The sequence below is a fragment of the Tepidiphilus sp. HLB4 genome, assembly GCF_054823945.1.
This window is the reverse complement of sequence record NZ_JSYB01000014.1, coordinates 1-21326: the sequence shown is the minus strand read 5'-3', so window position 1 is coordinate 21326 and position 21326 is coordinate 1. Positions and strand designations below refer to the sequence as shown.

Annotated in this window: 21 protein-coding genes and 1 pseudogene; 14 read left to right on the top strand and 8 right to left on the bottom strand. The window is 67.4% G+C overall.

Annotation, left to right across the window (positions count from 1 at the left end):
* Positions 1 to 6: 6 nt before the first annotated feature.
* A complete protein-coding gene (locus OA56_RS03555) occupies positions 7 to 2106 on the bottom strand; it encodes a methyl-accepting chemotaxis protein (RefSeq protein ID WP_461583488.1) in 2100 nt (699 codons plus the stop codon).
* 164 nt (positions 2107 to 2270) lie between these two features.
* Here OA56_RS03555 and OA56_RS03550 point away from each other — a divergent pair, with 164 nt between their 5' ends.
* Both OA56_RS03550 and OA56_RS03545 read left to right on the top strand, forming a co-directional pair.
* Positions 2271 to 2750: an FKBP-type peptidyl-prolyl cis-trans isomerase gene (locus tag OA56_RS03550; RefSeq protein ID WP_055422767.1), complete on the top strand. Its 480-nt coding sequence runs from the start codon at positions 2271 to 2273 to the stop codon at positions 2748 to 2750.
* Positions 2713 to 3774, top strand: coding sequence for a GGDEF domain-containing response regulator (locus OA56_RS03545; RefSeq protein ID WP_461583485.1), 1062 nt, complete (start codon positions 2713 to 2715; stop codon positions 3772 to 3774). The genes OA56_RS03550 and OA56_RS03545 overlap by 38 nt, the downstream gene beginning before the upstream one ends.
* A gap of 7 nt (positions 3775 to 3781) precedes the next feature.
* Here OA56_RS03545 and gloB read toward each other — a convergent pair whose 3' ends face one another.
* The gene (gloB, locus tag OA56_RS03540; RefSeq protein WP_461583483.1) at positions 3782 to 4558 is read right to left on the bottom strand and encodes a hydroxyacylglutathione hydrolase; all 777 of its coding nucleotides are present in this window, start codon (positions 4556 to 4558) and stop codon (positions 3782 to 3784) included.
* On the opposite strand from gloB, the gene OA56_RS03535 reads away from it, so the two are divergent.
* From OA56_RS03535 to dnaQ, 3 genes are read left to right on the top strand one after another with little or no spacing between them, the layout of a single operon-like run.
* Positions 4557 to 5279 carry a class I SAM-dependent methyltransferase gene (locus OA56_RS03535; RefSeq protein ID WP_055422765.1) on the top strand — a complete coding sequence of 241 codons (723 nt, stop codon included), beginning with the start codon at positions 4557 to 4559 and terminating at the stop codon, positions 5277 to 5279. The two genes, gloB and OA56_RS03535, sit on opposite strands and share 2 nt — an antisense overlap.
* A complete protein-coding gene (rnhA, locus tag OA56_RS03530) occupies positions 5276 to 5746 on the top strand; it encodes a ribonuclease HI (protein WP_055422764.1) in 471 nt (156 codons plus the stop codon). The genes OA56_RS03535 and rnhA overlap by 4 nt, the downstream gene beginning before the upstream one ends.
* A gap of 3 nt (positions 5747 to 5749) precedes the next feature.
* Positions 5750 to 6454 carry a DNA polymerase III subunit epsilon gene (gene dnaQ, locus OA56_RS03525; protein ID WP_461583480.1) on the top strand — a complete coding sequence of 235 codons (705 nt, stop codon included), beginning with the start codon at positions 5750 to 5752 and terminating at the stop codon, positions 6452 to 6454.
* Here dnaQ and mutS read toward each other — a convergent pair.
* The gene (mutS, locus tag OA56_RS03520; RefSeq protein ID WP_461583478.1) at positions 6444 to 9080 is read right to left on the bottom strand and encodes a DNA mismatch repair protein MutS; all 2637 of its coding nucleotides are present in this window, start codon (positions 9078 to 9080) and stop codon (positions 6444 to 6446) included. The two genes, dnaQ and mutS, sit on opposite strands and share 11 nt — an antisense overlap.
* Before the next feature lie 14 nt (positions 9081 to 9094).
* Positions 9095 to 9898 (bottom strand): inositol monophosphatase family protein, encoded by an 804-nt coding sequence (locus OA56_RS03515; protein ID WP_055422761.1) that lies wholly within the window; start codon positions 9896 to 9898, stop codon positions 9095 to 9097.
* Between the two features lie 259 nt (positions 9899 to 10157).
* Here OA56_RS03515 and OA56_RS03510 point away from each other — a divergent pair, with 259 nt between their 5' ends.
* The 8 genes and pseudogenes from OA56_RS03510 to OA56_RS03475 all read left to right on the top strand — a co-directional run bounded on the left by OA56_RS03510 (position 10158) and on the right by OA56_RS03475 (position 15601).
* Positions 10158 to 10433, top strand: coding sequence for a CopG family ribbon-helix-helix protein (locus OA56_RS03510; protein WP_028874176.1), 276 nt, complete (start codon positions 10158 to 10160; stop codon positions 10431 to 10433).
* A complete protein-coding gene (locus OA56_RS03505; protein WP_461583475.1) occupies positions 10430 to 10708 on the top strand; it encodes a type II toxin-antitoxin system RelE/ParE family toxin in 279 nt (92 codons plus the stop codon). The genes OA56_RS03510 and OA56_RS03505 overlap by 4 nt, the downstream gene beginning before the upstream one ends.
* Positions 10709 to 10739: 31 nt before the next feature.
* Entirely contained in the window at positions 10740 to 11483 is a 744-nt protein-coding gene (locus tag OA56_RS03500; RefSeq protein WP_461583473.1) for an RNA methyltransferase, read from the top strand.
* 41 nt (positions 11484 to 11524) lie between these two features.
* Positions 11525 to 12301: a serine O-acetyltransferase gene (gene cysE, locus OA56_RS03495; RefSeq protein WP_461583471.1), complete on the top strand. Its 777-nt coding sequence runs from the start codon at positions 11525 to 11527 to the stop codon at positions 12299 to 12301.
* A 102-nt stretch (positions 12302 to 12403) separates the two neighbouring features.
* Complete coding sequence (locus tag OA56_RS03490; protein ID WP_055422758.1) at positions 12404 to 12883, top strand: Rrf2 family transcriptional regulator; 480 nt, start codon at positions 12404 to 12406, stop codon at positions 12881 to 12883.
* A gap of 4 nt (positions 12884 to 12887) precedes the next feature.
* Positions 12888 to 14051 (top strand): cysteine desulfurase family protein, encoded by a 1164-nt coding sequence (locus OA56_RS03485; RefSeq protein WP_055422757.1) that lies wholly within the window; start codon positions 12888 to 12890, stop codon positions 14049 to 14051.
* Positions 14052 to 14063: 12 nt separating this feature from the next.
* A pseudogene (locus tag OA56_RS03480) lies at positions 14064 to 15206 on the top strand (IscS subfamily cysteine desulfurase); the annotation flags it as partial.
* A 71-nt stretch (positions 15207 to 15277) separates the two neighbouring features.
* The gene (locus OA56_RS03475; RefSeq protein WP_055422756.1) at positions 15278 to 15601 is read left to right on the top strand and encodes a HesB/IscA family protein; all 324 of its coding nucleotides are present in this window, start codon (positions 15278 to 15280) and stop codon (positions 15599 to 15601) included.
* Between the two features lie 55 nt (positions 15602 to 15656).
* Here the strand turns inward: OA56_RS03475 and prmB are convergent, their stop codons facing one another.
* From prmB to dapD, 4 genes are read right to left on the bottom strand one after another with little or no spacing between them, the layout of a single operon-like run.
* The gene (gene prmB, locus OA56_RS03470) at positions 15657 to 16583 is read right to left on the bottom strand and encodes a 50S ribosomal protein L3 N(5)-glutamine methyltransferase (protein ID WP_461583468.1); all 927 of its coding nucleotides are present in this window, start codon (positions 16581 to 16583) and stop codon (positions 15657 to 15659) included.
* Entirely contained in the window at positions 16570 to 17721 is a 1152-nt protein-coding gene (gene dapE / locus OA56_RS03465) for a succinyl-diaminopimelate desuccinylase (protein ID WP_461583466.1), read from the bottom strand. The genes prmB and dapE overlap by 14 nt, the downstream gene beginning before the upstream one ends.
* Positions 17718 to 18896: a PilT/PilU family type 4a pilus ATPase gene (locus OA56_RS03460; RefSeq protein ID WP_461583464.1), complete on the bottom strand. Its 1179-nt coding sequence runs from the start codon at positions 18894 to 18896 to the stop codon at positions 17718 to 17720. The genes dapE and OA56_RS03460 overlap by 4 nt, the downstream gene beginning before the upstream one ends.
* A 13-nt stretch (positions 18897 to 18909) precedes the next feature.
* Positions 18910 to 19740, bottom strand: coding sequence for a 2,3,4,5-tetrahydropyridine-2,6-dicarboxylate N-succinyltransferase (gene dapD, locus OA56_RS03455; RefSeq protein ID WP_461583462.1), 831 nt, complete (start codon positions 19738 to 19740; stop codon positions 18910 to 18912).
* 90 nt (positions 19741 to 19830) lie between these two features.
* Between dapD and OA56_RS03450 the strand changes: the two genes are divergently transcribed.
* Positions 19831 to 21326 (top strand): chromosome segregation SMC family protein (locus OA56_RS03450; protein WP_461583460.1); only part of this gene is annotated, 1496 nt, incomplete at its 3' end.

The following is a 21326-nucleotide window of genomic DNA, read 5'->3' as shown; positions in this document are numbered from 1 at the left end:
CTGACCTCAGGTGCGGAACTGGCGCAGCATCTGGGCCATCGCCTGGGTCATCGCATCGAGCTCTCGCGCGAGTTCTCGCCCTTGCTGCGCCAGGCGCGCGAGGGATTCCGCCATCTCGGCGATGCGGCCCACTTCCTCGGCTTCGTGCCGCGTCACGGCGGCCTGTTCCTGGACGCTGTCGCGGATCGCGAGTGCCTGCGTTCCGATCTGATCCATGCTCTGTTCGACGAGGGCGATTTCCTGCGCGGCTTCGCGGGCCGATTCCACCGTCTCGCCCACGGTGCGCTGGCCCTCGGCCATGTGGGTCACCGTCGCTTCCACTTTTTGTTCGACCTGGCCGATCATCTCGCCGATCTCGACCGTGGATTTTGCCGTGCGTTCGGCCAGTTTCCGTATCTCGTCGGCCACCACGGCGAAGCCGCGTCCCTGTTCGCCGGCGCGCGCCGCCTCGATCGCGGCGTTGAGCGCCAGCAGGTTCGTCTGCTCGGCGATGTCGCGGATGACTTCGACCACCGAGCGTACCGACTGCATCGCTTCGGTGAGCGACTGTACCTCGCCGGCGAAGGCGCTCAGTTCGTCGGCGAGCCGCTCGGTCTTCTCGGCGCTCGCGCGCACCCGGGCGGCGGCGGCGCGATTGCGCTCGACGCCCTCGGCCACCTGCTGCGCCGAGCGTTCGGAGCTGGCGGCGACTTCGTCCATGGTGGCGGAAAGCTCCTCGATGCTGCTCGCCATGCGCTGCGCCGCCTCGGCCTGCTTGCTCGCCGCATCGGAGGTCTGCAGCGCACGCTGGGTCTCGTCTTGCACTGCGTCCTTGAGCTTGTGTCCGACCTGGCTCAGGGTGATCACCACTTCGTAGAACCGCGCCCGCATGATCTTGAGCGCGTCGAGCAGATCTCCGATCTCGTCGCGCTGCGGGTCGTCCACGTCGGTGCGCAGGTCGAGCCGGGCGATGGAGCGCGCCATGGAGAGCATGTTGGCCATGCCGCGCTCGATGCGCCGCCCTGCCCAGGCGGCCAGCACGGCGAGCAGCACGAAACCGGCCACGCCCAGCCCCAGCAGGGCGTATTCGGTACCGCGGGCCTCGCTGGCGGCACGCTGCAAGCCGGCATCGGTACGGGCGCGCTGGAAGGCGATGAGCTCGTCGAGTGTGGCATGGACCACCCGGCCGCGATCTTCCATCGCGGTCAGGAATCCTCCGGCGATTGCCAGAGCGGTGTCGCGATCGGGCGCCTGCTCCAGGGCGGTGCGCGCCGTCATCAGCAGTTCATGGTAGGCGCTTCGATTTCGTTCGAATTTCTCGAAGAGCGCCCGTTCTTCCGCATCGTCGGTTTTTTTGAGGTAGGAGGCGATGCGCCGGTCGATCTCGGCCGCTGCCCGGTCCATCTCCTGCCACTCTTCGCGGTAATACTCGCCGCTGCCGTACTGGGTGGCTGCCTCGCCAAACGCGCGGTAGAGCATCGATCCCTTGCGCTCGATGAGGTGCTTCACCGTGGCGAGGTCGGCAAGCGGCAGCACCCGATCCTGGTAGATGGATCCCATCGTGCCGATCTCGCTTTGCAGGGTTTGCACGGCGGTATATCCCATGCCGGTGAAGAGCAGCATCGCCACGACCACCGTGGTCCAGAAGCGGGCCTTGAGGGTGATGCGGCGCAGCAGGCGCACCGGCGCCGGGGGGCGCAGCTGTCCGCGTTCGAGCCGCAGGGAGGGATCGGCGTTCAGGCGGGCGTAGAGCGCCTGGGCGGCGGCGATCTCTTCCGGCGAGGCCTTGAGCCGGATGCTCATGTAGCCCGAGCCGTCGGGTAGCGGCGCCACGGTGGCCTTGACCCAGTAGTGATCGCCGTTTTTGCGCCGATTCTTGACCACGCCCTGCCAGGGATGACCGCTTTGGATGGTTTCCCACAGGTCGCGGAACACTTCGGGCGGCGTGTCGGGGTGGCGGATGACGTTGTGCGGCTGGCCGATGAGCTCTTCGCGCGTCATCCCGGCGTATTCGCAAAAGTCGTCATTCACATATTTTATGACGCCTTCCTTGTCGGTGTGGGAGACGATCACCACGTCGTCGCGCACGGGGTATTCTTGCTGCGTCACGGGTTGGTTGATCCGCATGGTCGGACTCTCTGCTCGATGGATTTCGTAAGATTACGGCGAGCGCGACAAAAACTTTAGGAACCTCCTGCCGTGCCGGCGGTCATGCTGCTACAATGGCTCGGCATCGGACGGGGGTGTCCTCGGGCGGTGTCATCTTACTTTGATTGTACGGAGTTCGTTCCATGGAAGTGGCAAAAAACACGGTGGTCACGCTGCGCTACACGGTGCGCGACAGCGATGGCGAATTGATCGACGACGGCAAGGAACCCCTGGTCTATCTGCACGGCGGCTACGACGGGATCTTCCCCAAGATCGAGGAGTCGCTGCAGGGCAAGAGCGTGGGCGACACGCTGCGCCTGAAGCTGCAGCCGGAAGAAGCGTTCGGCGAGTACGACGAAGAGCTCGTCTTCATCGAGGACATCAGCCTCTTTCCCGAGAACATCGAGGTCGGCATGGCCTTCGAGCGCGTGGGTGAGGACGGCGAGGACGACATCCTCTATCGCATCACCGACATCGCTGAAGGCAAGGTGGTGGTCGACGGCAACCACCCGCTCGCGGGTATGGCGCTCGTGTTCGAGCTCGAAGTCGCCGATGTGCGTCCCGCCACGCCCGAAGAGATCGCCCATGGACATCCTCACGGAGCCGGCGGGCACGCGCACTGAGGCGTCCACCGGCAGGCTTCCCGGTAGCGAGCCCAAGGTGCTGGTGATCGAGGATACGGTCACCAGCGCCGCGGTGCTCGCACGCCACCTCGAAAAAATGGGCTGCACCCCCTTGCTCGCGCACGACGGCGAGGGAGGGTTGGAGCTCTTTTTCCGGGAAAATCCCAATGTCGTACTGCTCGACGTGATTTTGCCCGGCATCGACGGCATCGAGGTGGCCCGGCGCATCCGCCAGTCCGAGCGCCCGGGCGAGTGGACCCCCATCATCTTTCTCACCGCCCGCAGCGACGATCGCGCCATCGAGGCGGGAATCGAGGCGGGCGGCGACGACTATCTCGCCAAGCCGGTCTCTTTCGTGGTGCTGGCAGCCAAGCTGCGGGCCATGCTACGCCTGGCGCACGCCCAGCAGAACCTGCTTCTGCTCACCCGCCGGCTCGACGAGGCCAACCAGAAACTGCGCCGGCTCACCAATCTCGACGGTCTCACCGGCATCGCCAACCGCCGCGGCTTCGACGACAAGCTCGCGCGCGAGTGGGCCCGCTGCCGCCGCGAGGAGCGGCCGCTTGCCCTCTTGATGATCGACGTGGATCACTTCAAGGCGTTCAACGACAGCCTCGGGCATCTGGCCGGCGACGACACCTTGAAGATCGTGGCTGCCACCATCGCCGGCTCCCTGCAGCGTCCCGGCGACATGGCCGCGCGCTATGGTGGCGAGGAGTTCGCCGTGGTGCTGCCCAACACCGACCTTGCCGGAGCGCGCCACATCGCCGAGCGCATCCGCGAGAACGTAGAGAAACTGCGCATTCCCCACCCGGCCCAAGGCACGGCGGAGCATGTGACGATCTCGGTGGGCGGTGCCGTGGCGCATCCGGCAAAATTGCCTGCCATGCCGGCGAACCGCCTCATCGACTTTGCCGATGCCGCCCTTTATCAGGCGAAAAAAGCGGGCAGGAATCGGGTCGTCATCTGTGATGCGGATGCCATTAACCCTGCTTCGCCCGCGCCTCCCTGTGCTTCTTCCTGAACCGGGTTCAACCGCGAAAGCCGTCCTTCCATTGACGCAGCAGACGGAAGCGCTCGACCGGATCGGCGGGGCAGTATCCGTAGTGCTGCGCAATCGCCGCAGCCACCGTCGGCGTATGCACCCTGAGAAAAGGGTTGACCGCGCGCTCGAGGCCGATCGTGCTCGGCAGCGTCGGTTCGCCCGCGGCGCGTTTTGCTTCGCAGCGGCCCTGGTAGGCGATGCGATCGGCGTTATCCGGCTCGACCACGGCGGCGAAACGCAGGTTGGCAAGGGTATATTCGTGGGCGCAGCACACGCGCGTCGTCTCGGGAAGCGCGGCGAGGCGCTGCAGCGAAGCGTACATCTGCGCCGGTGTTCCTTCGAACAGGCGGCCACAGCCGGCGGAGAAGAGGGTATCGCCGCAAAAAGCGAAGTCCGCGCCGACATAGGCGAGGTGCCCGCGGGTGTGGCCGGGGATTTCCCACACGGCGAGTTTCAGGCCGAGCTGGGGAATTTCCACCACCTCGCCCTCGCGCAGCCGATGGGTGAGGCAGGCGATGTCCTCGGCGGCGGGCCCATACGCAGGCACTTCGTATTCGGCGCGCAGGGCCGGCACGCCGCCGGTGTGGTCGGCGTGATGGTGCGTGACGAGGAGGGCGGCCAGGTTCAGGCCGCGGGCGGCGAGCGCCGCGCGCACCGGGGCGGCCTCGGCCGGGTCGACCACCACGGCGTGGCGGCCATCGTGCAACAACCAGATATAGTTATCGCTCAAAGCGGCGATGGGTTCGAGGAACGTTTGGGTCATGACTTCTCCTGAGAGGCAAGCATCGGCGTTTTCCTCCTGGCTGGATTCTCCAGGCGGCGAGCGGGTCTGGGCGTGGTGCGAGGAGGTCGTCGGGCGTTTCGTCGCCGACGTCTTCGGATTCTACGCCATCCAGCTCGGCCTGCCGCAGCGCGATCTGCTCGCCTCCAGCCGTATTCCCTGGCGCTGGCATTGCGACCCCGAAGGGGGAGAAGTACGCGCCGCCTGGGACGAGCTGCCGTTCGAGTCGAACGCGCTCGACCTGGTGGTGGCCCCGTTTGCACTCGATCGCAGTGCCGATCCGCACGCCCTGCTGCGCGAGCTCGAGCGCGTGCTGGTGCCGGAAGGGCATGCGCTGTTCTTCGGCTTCAACCCTTGGTATCCTTGGCGGCTGCTGTCACGGCACGAACGCTGGCCGCGACTGCCGGGCAGCATGACGGTACCGCGCCTCAAGGACCGGCTGCTCGTGCTTGGATTCGAGCCGCGCGGTGGGCGTTTTGGCATGTACGCTCCGCCCGGCGAGCGGCTGCCGCGCGCGCGTCGCGCGTTCGAGGCGGCGGGGGACCGCTGGTGGCCGCTCTTTGGCGGCGTCTACGTGCTCGACGCGGTCAAGCGCGTGCCCGGCATGCGGATCATCCAGCCGGACTGGCAAAACCGCAAGAAACAGCGCGCCGAGCGGCTCGCGGCGATCGCCGAGTGCACGAAGCTGAAAAGGGAATCGTGAGCGAAACGCGCAAGGTAGAGATCCATACCGACGGGGCCTGTTCCGGCAATCCCGGCCCCGGCGGCTGGGGGGCGGTGCTGCGCTGGAACGGTCACTGCAAGGAACTGTGGGGCGGCGAACCCGCCACCACCAACAACCGCATGGAGCTGCGGGCGGTGATCGAGGCGCTGCGCGCGCTGCGCCGGGCCGTGCCGGTGGCGATCTACACCGACAGCCAGTACGTGCAAAAGGGCATCACCGAGTGGCTGCCGCAGTGGAAGCGCCGCGGCTGGCGCACCGCTGCTGGCAAGCCCGTGGCCAATCAGGATCTGTGGCAGGAGCTCGATGCGCTCGCGGCGCGTTTTCCCGTCGAATGGCACTGGGTGCGCGGGCATTCCGGGGACGAGGGCAACGAGCGGGCCGACGAGCTCGCGCGCCGCGGCATCGAGGAAGTGCGGCGGGGAGCCGCCGAGACGCAGGAGAAGTGAGCCATGCATCAGATCGTGCTCGATACCGAGACTACGGGGCTCGATTGGAAGAACGGGGATCGCATCATCGAGATCGGCTGCGTCGAGCTGCTGGCGCGGCGCCTTACCGATAACCGCTTCCACCGCTATCTCAATCCTGAGCGTTCGATCGACGCCGGGGCGGTGGAGGTGCATGGCATCACCGACGAGATGCTGCGCGATGCGCCGCGCTTTGCCGATATCGTGGACGAATTCCTCGACTACGTGCGCGGGGCCGAACTCATCATCCACAACGCCGCCTTCGACCTGGGGTTCCTCAACGCCGAACTCTCCCGTCTGGGGCGGGACCCGATCGAAACGGTGGTCAGCGGCGTGATCGACACCCTCAAGCTCGCCAAGACGATCGCCCCGGGCAAGAAGGCCTCGCTCGACGCGCTGTGCGAGTGCTACGGCATCGACAACCGCCACCGTACCCTGCACGGCGCGCTGCTCGACGCGGAACTGCTCGCCGAAGTCTATCTGGCGATGACCCGGGGGCAGGAAACCCTGATGCTGGACGCAGCGCCCGCGGCGAGGGTCCAAGGTGGCGCGCGGCGCGACGGCGCCCCTCGGCCGGCGCTGCGGGTGCTGCGGGCGAGCGAGGAAGAACTCGTCGCCCACGAAGCGGTGCTCGCCGAGATCGACCAAGCGAGCGGCGGCAAGACGCTGTGGCGCACGCTCACCGAGTAAGGCGGGGCGCTTCGTTTTCGGCTGCACGCAGCGCCGCGCGCAGGCGCTCGAACCACTCGATCGCCTGTCCCAGGGTGAGGGTGCGCGGATCGACGTCGGCGAGCGGCGCGAGCCAGGCCGGCAGCACTTCGATGCACTGCGGCTCGGGTTCGGGCGGCAGGTCCTCGCCCGGTTCGCAGGCGAAGAGCTGCGGCTGGCGACTTTCCTCCATCGCGCGGGCCTCCAGTCGCGCCAGTTCCCGGCGGGCTTGGGTGAGCACGGAGCGCGGCATGCCCGCGAGCGCGGCCACGTGGATGCCGTAACTGCGGCTTGCCGGCCCCTCGCGTACCGAGTGGAGAAAGACCACCCGCCCCTCGTGCTCCACTGCTTCCACGTGCACGTTGGCGCAGGCTTGCAGCTCTTCGGCCAGGCGCGTGAGCTCGAAATAGTGCGTCGAGAAGAGGGTGAGGGCGCGATTCTTGCCATGCAGCTGGCGCGCGATCGCCCAGGCGAGCGCCATGCCGTCGAAAGTCGAGGTACCTCGGCCGATTTCGTCCATCAGCACGAGGCTGCGTTCGCTCGCGTGGTGCACGATGTAGGCCGCCTCCGTCATTTCCACCATGAAGGTGGAGCGGCCGGAGGCGAGATCGTCGCTTGCGCCGATGCGGGTGTAGATGGCATCGAGCGGCCCGATGACGGCGCGCCGCGCCGGCACCCAGGCACCGACGTAGGCGAGCAGGGCGATGAGCGCCGTCTGGCGCATGAAGGTGGATTTGCCGCCCATGTTGGGGCCGGTGATCACCAAGAGCCGCCGCGTTTCGCCGTCGAGCCGCACGTCGTTGGCTACGAACGTCTCCACCTGGCGCTCCACCACGGGGTGTCGCCCACCCTCGATCGCGAGCCCCGGCGTTTCGGCGAATTCCGGTGCCACGTAACCGTAGCGCTCGGCGGCCTGCGCCAGCGAGGAAAGCCCGTCGAGCTCGGCGGCCGCGCGCCCCGCCTGCTGCAGCGCCGGCACCCAGGCGAGCAGCTGGCGTACCAGGTCCTCATAGAGGAAACGCTCCCGCGCGAGCGCCCGCTCGGCCGCCGACAGCGCCCGGTCTTCGAAGGCCTTGAGCTCGGGCGTGAGGAAGCGCTCGGCGTTCTTCATCGTCTGGCGCCGGCGGTAGTCGGCCGGCACCTTGTCGGCGTGCGCCTTGCTCACCTCGATGTAGAAGCCATGCACCTTGTTGTATTCGACCTTGAGCGTCGCGATACCGGTGCGCTCCCGCTCGCGCGCTTCCAGTTCGAGCAGGAAGGCGCCGCAGTCGTTTTGCAGGGCGCGAAGCTCGTCGAGCTCGGCGTCGAACCCCGGGGCGATCACGCCGCCGTCGCGCACCAGCGTCGGCGGTTCGTCCGCGAGCGTGCGCTCCAGGAGCGAGAGTGCCTCGGGGGGCACGGCCAGGGCGTCGCTCAGCGCGGCGAGGCGCGGCACCTCGCGGTGCGGTTCAAGCAGCGCCCGCAGCTCGGGCAGGCGGCGCAGCGAGGTGCGTAGCGCCGCCAGTTCCCTGGGGCGCACCGTACCGAGTGCGATGCGCGCGGCGATCCGCTCCAGATCGCCCAGGCCGTCGAGCCGCTCGAGGATCGCGGCGAAGGTGCGCGGTTGCGCGATCAAGGTTCCGATCACCGCCTGGCGCTCGCGCGCCGCTGCGGGATCGCGCCGCGGATGGTGCAGGGCGTGCTTCAGCCAGCGCGCGCCCATCGCCGTGCGGGTGAAATCGAGCGTGGAGAAGAGGGTAGGGGCGGATTCGCCGCGCAGCGTCTCGGTGAGTTCGAGGTTGCGGCGCGTGGCGGCGTCGAGCCACAGATAGTCGTCGTCGCGCTCGAGGCGCAGCGTGCGCACGTGGGCGAGCTCGCTCTTCTGCGTCTGGCGCACGTATTCGAAAAGCGCCGCGGCCGCGGCGAGCGCCGGCTCGTGCGCCACTTCCACGCCGAAGGCGGCCAGATCCTGCACTCCGAAATGGGCCGTCAGCAGCCGCCGCGCGATCGTCGCATCGAACTGCCAGCCGGGCAGGCGGCGCAGCGGCGCACGCCCCGTCTCCAGCACCGGCGGCAAGGGCAGTTCCTCGGGCACGAGCACTTCGGCCGGGCGCAGGCGCTCGAGCTGGGCTTCCAGCTCGGCGGTGTCGCACACCAGCAGGCGAAAGTCGCCGCTCGCCAAAGTCAGTGTCGCCACGCCCGTCCTCCCTTTGCGGGTAAAAAGGGCGACAAGCGGCGCATCGCTGCGCTCGTCGAGCAGCGCCGCATCGACGAGCGTGCCCGGCGTGACGATGCGGGTCACCACCCGCTCCATCGGTCCCTTTTGCGCGCCCGGCTCACCCTGCTGCTCGGCGATGGCCACCGCCAGCCCGGCGCGTATCAGCCGCCCCAGGTAGGTCTCCAGGGCATGGAACGGAATGCCAGCCATGGGAATAGGAGCTCCGGCCGACTGGCCGCGGGTGGTGAGCGTGAGATCGAGCAGCCGCGCCGCCTTTTCGGCGTCCTCATAGAAGAGCTCGTAGAAATCCCCCATGCGAAAGAGCAGCAGGCACTCCGGATGCTGCGCCTTGAGGCGCAGGTACTGCTGCATCATGGGGGTGTGGGCGGAGAGATCGGCTACGGCCGGCATGACACAAACCGCCCTCAGCGGGGAAGCTCCGCCGGCAGATGCTCGCGCACCACGCCGAGCAGCGGCACGAAAACCTTGGGGGTGCCGGCCACGACGTTGCCGCTCTCGAGAAAGCCGCCCTCGCCGGAGAGGTCGCTCACCAGGCCGCCCGCCTCCAGGATCAGCAAGGCCCCGGCGGCCATGTCCCAAGGCTTGAGACCGAATTCCCAGAAACCGTCGAAGCGGCCGCACGCCACGTAGGCCAGATCGAGCGCCGCCGCGCCCGGGCGGCGGATGCCGGCGGTCTTTTGCGCCAGATCGCGGAAGATCGCTAGATAGGTGTCGATGTGGCGAAACTCGCGGAACGGGAAGCCCGTGCCGATGAGCGCCTGGTGCAGCTTCACCGTGCGGCTCACCCGGATGCGCCGTTCGTTGAGATAGGCTCCGCCGCCGCGCGAGGCGGTGAAGAGTTCGTTGCGTAGGGGATCGAAGACCACCGCGTGCTCCAAGACGCCGTCCTTGCGCACGGCGATGGAGATGGCGTATTGCGGCACGCCGTGGATGAAGTTCGTCGTGCCGTCGAGCGGATCGATGATCCACTCGAACCCTTCCCCGGCCAGTGCGCCCGATTCCTCGGCGAGGATGGCGTGTTCCGGGTACACTTCGCGGATCGTCTCGATGATCGCCTCTTCGGCCGCGCGGTCGACCTCGGTGACGAAGTCGTTGAACGCCTTGGCTTCGATGGTGAGCCGCTCGAGCTGCAACGCCGCGCGGTTGATGATGGCGGCGGCGCGCCGGGCGGCCTTGATGGCGATGTTGAGGGTAGGATGGACGATCATCGGCGAAATCCTCGGTGGTGAAACGCCCCTGCGGGCCAACCTTGAATTTTACCGTAAAGGGCGACGGAGCCGGCGGACGGAAAACCGGCCAAGGTCGTACGTTTCAGTCCTCCCGCACACATCGATGTTGCCGTGCACGGCATTGGAGAAGGGGCAGACTTGATGTGCGGCAAGCATCAGTTCTTCTGCCGTGCGTTGAGTTTTTCTCAATGGCGATTTAGAATGAATCACATTGATTCAGAACATGAAGAGACTACAGATGTCGAAAACCGAGACTCGAGTTCTGACAGTCCACGTGCCTGTCCCTTTGGCCGAGAAAGTCGATGATCTCGCCCGGCGCATGGAGCGGTCGCGGGGCTGGATCTTGAAACAGGCACTTGCGGCCTGGATCGCCCAAGAGGAAGAAAAGGATCGTCTCACGAGGGAAGCACTCGAAGACGTCGATGCGGGGTACGTGGTGGAGCATCGGGTCGTTCAGGAATGGGTCGAACGAATCGGTACCGATCAACCCTTGCCGATGCCCGAGCCGCGATGAGGGAAATACGCTGGACGGGCAAGGGCTTGTCCGACTTGGAGCGTCTCTACGCTTTTCTTGCCCCGAAGAATGAGCAGGCGGCCAAGAGGGTGCTGAAAACCCTGATTTCGGCGCCGAATATCTTGGTGACGAATCCCCGGATCGGGGAGCAGCTTTTTCAGTTCGCGCCGCGCGAGGTTCGTCGGTTGCTCATAAGCGATTACGAGATGCGATACGAGCTCTGTGACTCGGGTATCTTCGTTTTGCGCATATGGCATACACGGGAGCAACGCTGAATTGTTGTCGCTTACGCTAGATCACGAGGGCATGCGATTGCTTTCCCATGTGCGCGTCGTGCTGTGCCGCCCCTCGCATCCGGGCAACATCGGTGCGGCGGCCCGGGCGATGAAGACGATGGGGCTGTCCCGGCTCGTGCTGGTGGCACCGCGGCGTTTTCCCGATCCCCAGGCCACGGCGCTCGCCTCGGGCGCGGTCGACGTGCTCGAGCGCGCCATGGTGGTGGATACCCTCGCCGAGGCGCTCGCCGGAACCGTCGTGAGCGTGGCCTTCACCACGCGCTCGCGCACCTACGTTCAGCCTTTTCGCACGCCGGAAGAGAGCGCCCGGGAAGTGCTGCAGGCGCTGCAGGCCGCACCCGACACCCAGGCTGCGCTCGTCTTCGGCAACGAGACGAATGGCCTCGCGAACGAGGAAGTGTGGCAATGCACCTTCCCGGCGACGATCCCCGCCAATCCCGCGTATTCCTCGCTCAACCTCGCGGCGGCGGTGCAGGTGGCCTGTTACGTGCTCGCCCGCACCTGCGAAGCCTTTGCGCCGCAGGCAGGCGCCATCGCGGACGCGCCCGATTTCGTGCCTGCTTCACACGAGGCGGTCGAAGGTCTGCTCGCGCAGTGGCTCGCCGTGCTCGAGCGGCTCGATTTTTACGATCCAGCTTCGCCGAAACGGCTGGAGGCGCGGCTGCGGCGGCTGCTTGCGCGCGCCCGGCTCGAACGGGCCGAGCTCGACATCCTGCGTGGCATGCTCAAGGCGGTGGCGCGTAAAATCCCGTAAAATGATCCGCCTTGCGGCGCAACCGAGAAAGGAACCCCTTCATGCCCTCCTGGCTGGAACGCCTGCGTGAAGACATCGACAGCATCCTGCAACGCGACCCGGCGGCGCGCTCGCGCTGGGAAGTGCTCACCTGCTATCCGGGCCTGCACGCCCTCTGGCTGCACCGGCTGGCGCATTTTTTGTGGACGAAGCGCTGGCGCTGGCTCGCGCGCTTCCTCAGCCACCTCACGCGCTGGCTCACGGGCATCGAGATCCATCCTGGCGCGACGATCGGCCGGCGCGTGTTCATCGACCACGGCATGGGGGTGGTGATCGGCGAGACCGCCGAGGTGGGCGACGATTGCACCATCTATCAAGGCGTGACGCTGGGTGGCACGTCGCTCTATCGCGGCGTCAAGCGCCATCCCACCCTGGAAGCCGGCGTCGTGGTGGGGGCCGGGGCCAAGGTGCTGGGTGGCTTTACCGTCGGAGCGGGGGCAAAAATCGGCTCGAACGCGGTCGTCGTCAAGCCGGTTCCGGCTGGGGCCACGGCGGTGGGGACGCTCGCGCGCATCCTCGAGCCGGAAAAAGAAGAGTCGCGCGACGAAGCCCGTCGGCGCAAGGCCGAGGAGATCGGGTTCACCGCCTATGGGCTCACCAAGGATCTCGACGATCCGCTCGCCAAGGCGGTGCATGCGCTGCTCGATCACGCGGTCGAATCCGACCGGCGCTTCGCCGAACTCGTGCGCCGGCTGGAAGCGGCCGGCATCGCCTTGCCCGATCTGCCCGGCGAGGATCGAGAGTTCGACCCGCAGCGCGTCTCGCGCTGGGTGGAATAGCCCGGGATAGCAGAAACGCATCGCCCGAATAGTTGACTTTTTCAGTAGGGTAAGTTATCTTGCTTACGGCACGTCGGCCACGACCCGGCGGGAGGATGGACGATGCGACTGACGACGAAAGGGCGATTCGCGGTCACCGCGATGGTGGATCTGGCCAAGCACCAGGACAAGGGGCCGGTGGCGCTGGCGACCATCGCCGAGCGCCAGGACATTTCTCTGTCCTATCTCGAACAGCTCTTCAGCCGCCTGCGGCGCGAGGGGCTAGTGTCGAGCGTGCGCGGACCCGGCGGCGGCTACCGCCTCGGGCGGCCGATGGACGAGATCACCATCGCCGAGATCGTCGAAGCGGTGGACGAGCCGCTCGATACCACCCAGTGCGGCGGCAAGGAAAACTGCCAGAACGACCACATCTGCTCCACGCACCACCTGTGGAGCAACCTCAACGTGCGCATGATGGAGTATCTCGATTCCGTCACCCTGGGGGCGGTGGTGCGCGGCGAGATCAAGCGTGTCATCTCCCGTCGCCGTCCCCGCAAGAAGGCGGGCGAGGCGAGCGAGCTCACCGCCTGCGAGGCGTGCTGAGGCGATGACCTTCGCCGCAGGTGGCGTCTATCTCGATTGGAACGCCACCGCGCCGCTCGCCGCGGCGGCGCGCGCCGCGCTGCACGCCTGCCTCGATGACGAGCGGCTCGGTAACCCCTCCAGCCTGCACGCCGCAGGGCGCCGCGCCCGTACGTTGCTCGAAGAGGCGCGGCGTACCTTGGCTGAATGCCTGGAGTCCTCGCCGGAGGAGATCGTCTTCACGAGTGGCGGCACGGAGGCCAACGCGCTTTTTCTGCGCGGGGCGGCGGCGCGCCTGGAACCCGGCCTCATCGCCGTGAGCGCCGTCGAACACTCCAGCGTCTACGAAACGGCAAGGCTCCTTGCCGCGCACGGCTGGCGCCTGGTCGAGATCCCCGTCGATGCCGAAGGCCGAATCGACCCTTTTGCCTTCGAGCGCATCCTGCGCGAGCGCCCGGCGATCGTCTCGGTGATGTTGGCGCACAACGAAACGGGCGTGATCCAGGACGTGGCGGCGCTCGCCCGAGCAGCGCGCGAGGCCGGCGCTCTGGTGCATTGCGACGCGGTGCAGGCGGCCGGAAAAATGCCGTTGTCGCGGCGCGGCCTGGGCGTGCATGCGATCACGCTGTCGGGGCACAAGTTCGGCGCGCCGCCAGGAATCGGCGCCCTCGTGCTCGCGCGTGAGGTGGCATTGGAGCCACTCATCACCGGTGGCGGGCAGGAGGCGGGACGGCGCTCGGGCACGGAGAACGTGCCCGGCGCGATGGCCATGGCCGCGGCGCTCGTCGAAGCGCTCGAAGCCAGAGAATCCTGGCACGCCCGCCTGCGCTCCTTGCAGCAGCGGCTGGAAGCGGGGCTCGCGGCGCAGGGGGCGGTGATCTTTGGCGCCGGGGCGACGCGGCTACCCAATACCACCTTTTTCGCGCTGCCCGGGCTGGAGGGGGCGGCGCTCGCCAGCCGGCTCGATCGCGCCGGTTTCGCGGTGGGGACCGGCTCGGCCTGTTCCAGCGGTGAGCCTGGCGCACCGCGCAGCCTTCTTGCCATGGGCGTACCCGAGGCGCTCGCCCGTGGGGCCGTGCGCGTGAGTACCGGCAGCAGCACGACCGAAGCCGACATCGACGGGTTTCTCGCCGCGCTCGCGCAGGCGGCAGGCGATCTGCGGCGCCTCGCGGCCCTGTGTGCCGATTGAAAGGATTCCTTCATGCAGCGACGACCGATCTATCTCGACTACGCCGCCACCACGCCGGTGGACCCCCGCGTGCGCGATGCCATGATTCCCTGGCTCACCGAGCGCTTCGGCAACCCGGCGAGCCGCACCCACGCCTACGGCTGGGAGGCGGAAAAAGCCGTGGAAGAGGCGCGCAGCCGTGTGGCCGAGCTCGTCGGCTGCGAACCGCGCGAACTCGTGTGGACCTCGGGCGCGACCGAGGCCGACAACCTCGCCATCAAGGGCGTGGCCGAGTTCTACCGCGACCAGGGACGGCATCTCATCACCCTGCAGACCGAACACAAGGCGGTGCTCGACAGCGTCAAGGCGCTGGAAGCGCGCGGTTTCACCGCCACCTATCTGCCGGTGCAGGAAAACGGTCTGGTCGACGTGGACGAACTCGAACGCGCCCTGCGGCCAGACACGCTGCTCGTGTCGGTGGCGCTCGTCAACAGCGAGATCGGCGTCATCCAGCCGATCGAGGAGATCGGGGCGCTGTGCCGCGAGCGCGGCATCCTCTTTCACGTCGATGCGGCGCAGGCCACCGGCAAGGTGACGATCGACCTACAAAAACTCGACGTCTCGCTCATGTCCTTTTCCGCCCACAAGACGTACGGCCCCAAAGGGATCGGCGCGCTCTACGTGCGCCGTCGCCCGCGGGTGCGGCTGGAAGCGCAGATGCACGGAGGAGGGCACGAACGCGGTTTTCGCTCGGGGACGCTGCCCACGCACCAGATCGTCGGCATGGGGGAAGCCTATCGCCTCGCGCGCGCGGAGATGTCCGATGAGCTGCCGCGCATCCGGGCGCTGCGCGACCGGCTGCTCGCCGCCTTGCAGGAACTGCCGGGCATCCACCTCAATGGCGACCTCGAACATCGCGTGCCGCACAACTTGAACGTCTCGGTCGAGGGCATCGAGGGCGATGCGCTGCTCCTGTCGTTGGGCGAGGAACTGGCCGTGTCGGCCGGCTCGGCCTGCACCTCGGCAAGCCTCGAACCCTCCTACGTGCTGCGCGCGCTGGGCCGCTCGCCAGAGCTCGCCCGCAGTGCATTGCGCCTCACCCTGGGGCGCTTCACCACCGCCGAGGAGATCGACACGGCGATCCGCCTGCTGCGCGAGCGCATCCTTGCCCTGCGCGGGCGCTGAAGCGGAACCCCGACGCACGAGCGGCGTCATTTCATCTACTGCAAGCAAAGGAAACGAAGACCATGACGATCACCCTGACGGAACGCGCCGCTGCCCAGGTGCGGCGGATCCTGGAAAAACGTGGCCACGGCCTGGGCCTGCGCCTGGGCGTGACCCCTTCCGGCTGCACGGGCTTTGCCTACAAGCTCGACGTGACCGACGCGGCGGGGCCACAGGATCTCGTGTTCGAGAGCCACGGCGTGAACGTGGTGGTGGCGCAGGAGGATCTGCCCAAGCTCGACGGCACGGTGATCGACTACCGCCGCGAAGGCTTGAACGAATCCTTCAAGTTCGACAATCCCAACGTGAAGGCGACCTGCGGCTGTGGCGAGAGTTTCGCCGTCTGAGAGAGCGCCGGGGAATCAATCTACTGCGCGGTCCGATTGCGTCGTTGGGCGGTGCTCATAGCGCCGAGGCGGGCAGGAGAAACACCTTGTCCTCGGCCGTCTCCGTGGCGAGCCAGGTGAAGGGGAGCTCGGGGAAGGCCGCTTCCACCAGTGCCCGGTTGTGCCCGACTTCCACGGCGAGCCAGCCCTGCGGCGTGAGGTGGCGCTTCGCTTCGGAGAGGATACGCCGCACCACGTCGAGCCCGTCTTCTCCCGCGGCGAGCGCGAGCGCCGGCTCGTGGCGGTATTCCTGCGGCAATTCGGCCATGACCTGCGCCGTGACGTAGGGCGGGTTGCTCACGATCAAGTCGAACGTTTCACCTCCGAGCGCCGAGAATACGTCCGAGCGCAGTAGCCGTACGCGATCCTGCAGGTCATAGGCTTCGACGTTGATCCGCGCGACTTCCAGCGCCTCGTCCGAGAGATCGGCCGCCACGATCTCCGCTTGGGGAAAAGCATAGGCGGCCATGATCGCGAGGCAGCCCGAGCCGGTGCACAGATCGAGCACCCGCTGTATTCTTTCCGGCTGCTCGAGCCAGGGCGAGAAGCGCTCTTCGAGCAGCTCGGCCAGAAACGAGCGCGGCACGATCACGCGCTCGTCCACGTAGAAGCGAAACGGTCCCAGCCAGGCTTCGTTGAGCAGATAGGCCGTCGGCACTTTATCGACGGTGCGGCGTGCCACCAGCTCGGCCAGGCGTTGGCGCTCGGACTCGGTGAGGCTTGCGTCCAGAAACCACTCGAAGCGCTCGCGCGGCAGCTTCAAGGCGCCGCTCACCAGCCACACCGCCTCATCGAGCACGTCCTCGCAACCGTGGCCGTAGAACGCCTCTTCGCTCTCGAGCCGGGTGACGGCGTAGCGTACCCAGTCGCGCACCGTGATGAGCGCCTCGGTCTCGTCGTGCTCGTGGGCTTCGAACATCGGATCGTCTTCAGCTTCGTGCATGGGCTTCTCCGGCAGGGGGCAGCAAGCGTTCCAGGACGCCGCGATAGACGGCGGCGAGTGGCTCCAGTTCTTCGAGCGCCACGCATTCGTCGATCTGGTGGATGGTGGCATTGACCGGTCCGAATTCCACCACCTGCGGACAGATGGCGGCGATGAAGCGTCCGTCGGAGGTGCCGCCGCTGGTGGAGAGCCGCGGACTGATCCCGCAGGCGGCTTCGACGCCGTCCGATAGCGCCGCGACGAGTTCGCCCCGGGGCGTGAGGAAGGGGCGCCCGCCCAGCTCCCAGGAAAGGGAGAAGGGCACGCCGTGGCGGTGCAAAATCGCCTCCACCCACTCCTGCAGGCCCTCCGGCGTCTGCTCGGAGGAAAAGCGGAAATTGAAGGTCATGCGGCATTCGCCGGGCACCACGTTCGTCGCACCCACCCCGGCGTGCAGGTCGGTCACCTGCAGCGACGTGGGCGGAAAATGTTCGTTGCCCCGATCCCATTCGGTGGCCACGAGTTCGGCGAGCGCCGGCGCCAGGCGATGCACCGGGTTATCGACCAGATGGGGATAGGCGACGTGACCCTGCTTGCCATGCACCGTGAGCCGGCCAGTGAGCGAACCGCGCCGGCCGTTCTTGATCGTGTCTCCGAGCACGCGCTCGCAGGTGGGCTCGCCCACCAGGGCGTAGTCGAAGCGCAGGCCGCGCGAGCGCAGAACCTCGACCACGTGGCGTGTGCCGTGCACCGCCGGCCCTTCTTCGTCGGAGGTCAGCAGAAAGCCGATGGAGCCGCGATGCGCGGGGCACCCCGCGAGGAAGGCTTCCACCGCGCACACCATGGCGGCGAGCGAACTCTTCATGTCGGCGGCGCCGCGCCCGTAGAGCCTGCCCTCGGCCACCGTGGCAGAAAAGGGCGGAAAGCGCCAGCGATCCTCGGGGCCGGGCGGCACGACGTCGACGTGTCCGGCGAAGACGAAAAGCGGCCCCTCTTCCCCGCGCCGCGCCCAGAGGTTGGCCACGCCGCCCGCATCGAGCCGCTCCAGGGTAAAGCCGAGCGCGGCGAGCCGCTCGCCGAGGAGTGCCAAGCAGCCGGCTTCCGCGGGCGTGACGGAAGGGCGGCGGATGAGCGCCTGGGCGAGTGCGAGGACGTTCATGTCTTGGTGCTGGCCAGCGAAGGAAACTCGATTTCGGTCATCTGCGAGGGCAGGTCGACGTCGGCGGTGGGAATGCCGCCATCCTGGATCGTGGTCTGCACCCCTGCGTTTTGCAGTTCCCACTGCAGGTTGGTGGGCGAATCGGCCTGGGCGATCGCCTCTTCCAGGGTGATGGCACCGCTGCGGTAGAGTCGCACCAGATCCTGGTCGAAAGTCTGCACACCCGGGGAGAGCGAGCGCTCCATCGCGTCCTTGATCATGGAGAGGTTGCCTTTCTCGATCATCTCGGCGATAAGGCGCGAATTGACGAGGATCTCGACCGCCGGGATGCGTTGCCCCTTCACGTGCCGCACCAGGCGCTGGGCCACGATGGCGCGCAGCGCCACGCTCAGATCCGAGAAGAGCAGCCCCCGGCTCTCCAGCGGATAGAAATTCACGATGCGGTTGAGCGCGTGATAGGTGTTGTTCGCGTGCAGCGAAGCGAGCACCAGGTGTCCGGTGAGCGCATAGGCGATCGCCGCCTGCATGGTTTCCAGATCGCGGATCTCGCCGATGAGGATGCAGTCCGGTGCCTGGCGCATGGCGCTCTTGAGCGCCTCGCCCCAGGAGAGGGTGTCGATCCCCACGTCGCGCTGGTTGACGAGCGATTTCTTGTGGCGGAAGAGGTATTCGATCGGGTCTTCCACCGTGAGGATGTGCCCCGGCAGGTTCGCGTTGCGGTGATCGATCATCGCCGCGAGCGTGGTCGATTTGCCCGAACCGGTGGGGCCGACGACCAGGATGAGCCCGCGTTTGCCCAAAGCCATCTCGCCCAGCACGGGCGGCAGCCCCAGGGCCTCGAACGAGGGGATGTCGCGGCTCACGTAGCGGATCACCGCCGCCGGGCTGTTGCGCTGCCAGAAGGCGTTGATGCGGAAGTTGCCGACATCGGACAAGCCCAGGGAGAAATTGAGCTCCTTGCGTTCGACGTAGCGCTGCCACAGCGCCTCGCTGGCGATGGCCTCTTCTAAGATCCGCCGCACTTGTTCGGGCTTCATCACCTGCTGGTTGATCGGTGCCACGAACCCGTTGATCTTGATGTGGATCGGCGCCCCCGCCGTGATGAAGATGTCGGAGGCGTTGCGATCGTGCATCGCGCGAAAGAGCTTTTCCAGCACCGGCGTGACGATGGGCATGATGGTCGCCTCCTCAGGCTCCGCGCAGCAGTTCGTTGATCGCGGTCTTGGCGCGCGTCTGCGCATCCACGCGCTTGACGATCACGGCGCAGTACAGGCTGTATCTGCCGTCGGGGGAGGGGAGGCTGCCGGGCACGACCACGGCACCGGAGGGCACGCGCCCGTACAGGATCTCGCCGCTTTCGCGGTCGTAAATCTTGGTGCTCATGCCCAGATAGACCCCCATGGAGATCACGGCGTTCTCTTCCACGATCACGCCCTCGACGATCTCGGAGCGCGCGCCGACGAAGACGTTGTCCTCGATGATCACCGGCCCGGCCTGCACCGGTTCCAGCACGCCGCCGATGCCCACGCCGCCGGAGAGGTGCACGTTCTTGCCGATCTGGGCGCAGGAGCCCACCGTGGCCCAGGTATCGACCATGGTGCCCTCATCGACGTAGGCGCCGATGTTTACGTAGGAAGGCATGAGCACCACGTTCTTGGCGATGTAGCAGCCGCGCCGCGCCGCCGCCGGCGGCACCACGCGAAACCCGCCTTCGCGGAAATCCGCCTCGCCGTAGCGGGCGAACTTCGGCTCGACCTTGTCGAAATAGCGCGTCTCGCCGCCTTCCATGAGGCGGTTGTCGCGCAGGCGGAAGGAGAGCAGCACCGCTTTCTTGATCCACTGATTGACGTGCCAATCGCCCTCGCGTTTCTCGGCCACGCGGATCGCGCCGCGATCGAGCCCGTCGATCACCGCCTCCACTGCGTCGAATACCTCCTTGGGCGCGTTGCCGGGGGAGAAGCGCGTGCGCTCTTCGAACGCGGCGTCGATCAGCGATGCGATGCCTTGCCAGTTGGCCATGAGATCCTCCGTGGAGATGATTCCAGTTTCACCTAACGCGAAATGGTATCATGCGCGGCTCGAAGCCTTCATTGGTCTTCCTTTCACGCCGTGCGACTCATCAAGATCAAACTGGCCGGTTTCAAGACCTTCGTCGAGCCGACCACGCTCGTGCTCCCGGGCGCGCTGGTGGGCATCGTCGGGCCCAACGGCTGCGGCAAATCGAACGTGATCGACGCCGTGCGCTGGGTGCTCGGCGAGATGCGCGCCTCCGCCCTGCGCGGCGAGCAGATGGCCGACGTGATCTTCAACGGCTCGGACAAGCGAAAGCCCCTGGCGCGCGCGAGCGTCGAGCTCGTCTTCGACAACGCCGACGGCGGCGTGCCCGGCCCCTGGGGGCGATTCTCCGAGATCTCGGTCAAGCGCGTGGTCGTCCGCGGCGGCGAATCCAGCTATTTCCTCAATGGGCAGCGCGTGCGCCGCCGCGACGTGGTCGATCTCTTCCTCGGCACGGGACTGGGGCCGCGCGCCTACGCCATCATCGAGCAAGGGATGATCTCGCGTATCGTCGAGGCAAAGCCCGAGGAACTGCGCCGTTTCCTCGAAGAGGCGGCTGGCGTCACCCGCTACCATGAACGGCGCAAGGAGACGGAGGCGCGGCTGAAGGAGGCGCGTTCTAACCTCGAGCGGCTGGCCGACCTGCACGCCGAGCTCGCCGCCCAGGCCGAGACGCTTGCCGTCCAGGCCGAACGTGCCCGGCGCTATCGTGAGCTGGAAAAACGCCTGCGCCTGGCGCGGCAGCAATCCTGGGCGTTGCGGCGGCGCGAGGCGGCCGCGGCGCTTGCCGCCGGAGACGAGCGCATCGCCGCGCTCGAAGCCGAGCTGGAACGGCAGCGGCAGGAACGAACGAGTCTCGAAGCGGCACTCGAATCGGCCCGTGCCGAGGCGCAAGCGGCCGCCGCGGCGCTCGAATCCGCCCAGCAGGTCTATTTCGAGGCGAGCGCCCGGCTCGAACGCGTGATCGGCGAGCGGCGCCATCGCGAGGAGACGCTCGCTGCCCTTGCCGAGCGGCTCGAGCGCATCGGCGAGGAGGCAGGACGCTGGCAGGAAGAGGGCGATCAGGCCCGCCTCGAGCGGGCGCGCTGGGACGAGCTCGACGCGCTCGCCCAGGCTCGGCGCGAGACGCTGCAGGAACGGCTGGAAGCGCTCGACGAGGTGCTGGAAGCGCTCGAGCGCACCCTGGAAGATGCCCGCCACGGCGCGGCGATCGCCGAGCGCGAGCGGCACGACGCCCAGCGGCAGATCGCCGTCGAACGCGCCCGGATCGCCGCGTTGGAGCGCTCGCTGCAGGCGGGCGAGGCCCGGCTCGAGCGCCTGGCGCAGGAAGCCTCGTCGCTCGCTGGCGGCGACGAGGAGGCGCTCGAGCGCGAGCACGCGCGGCAAGAGACGCTCGCCGGGCGGGTCGAAGCGCTGCGCGAGGCGCTCGAGGCCGCGCAAACCCGGCTGCGCGAGGCGCAGGCGCAGCATGACGCATCCCAGGACGAATTCCGCCGGCTCGACACCGAGCTCGGTCGGCTCGAAGCACGCCGCCGGGCGCTCGCCGAAAC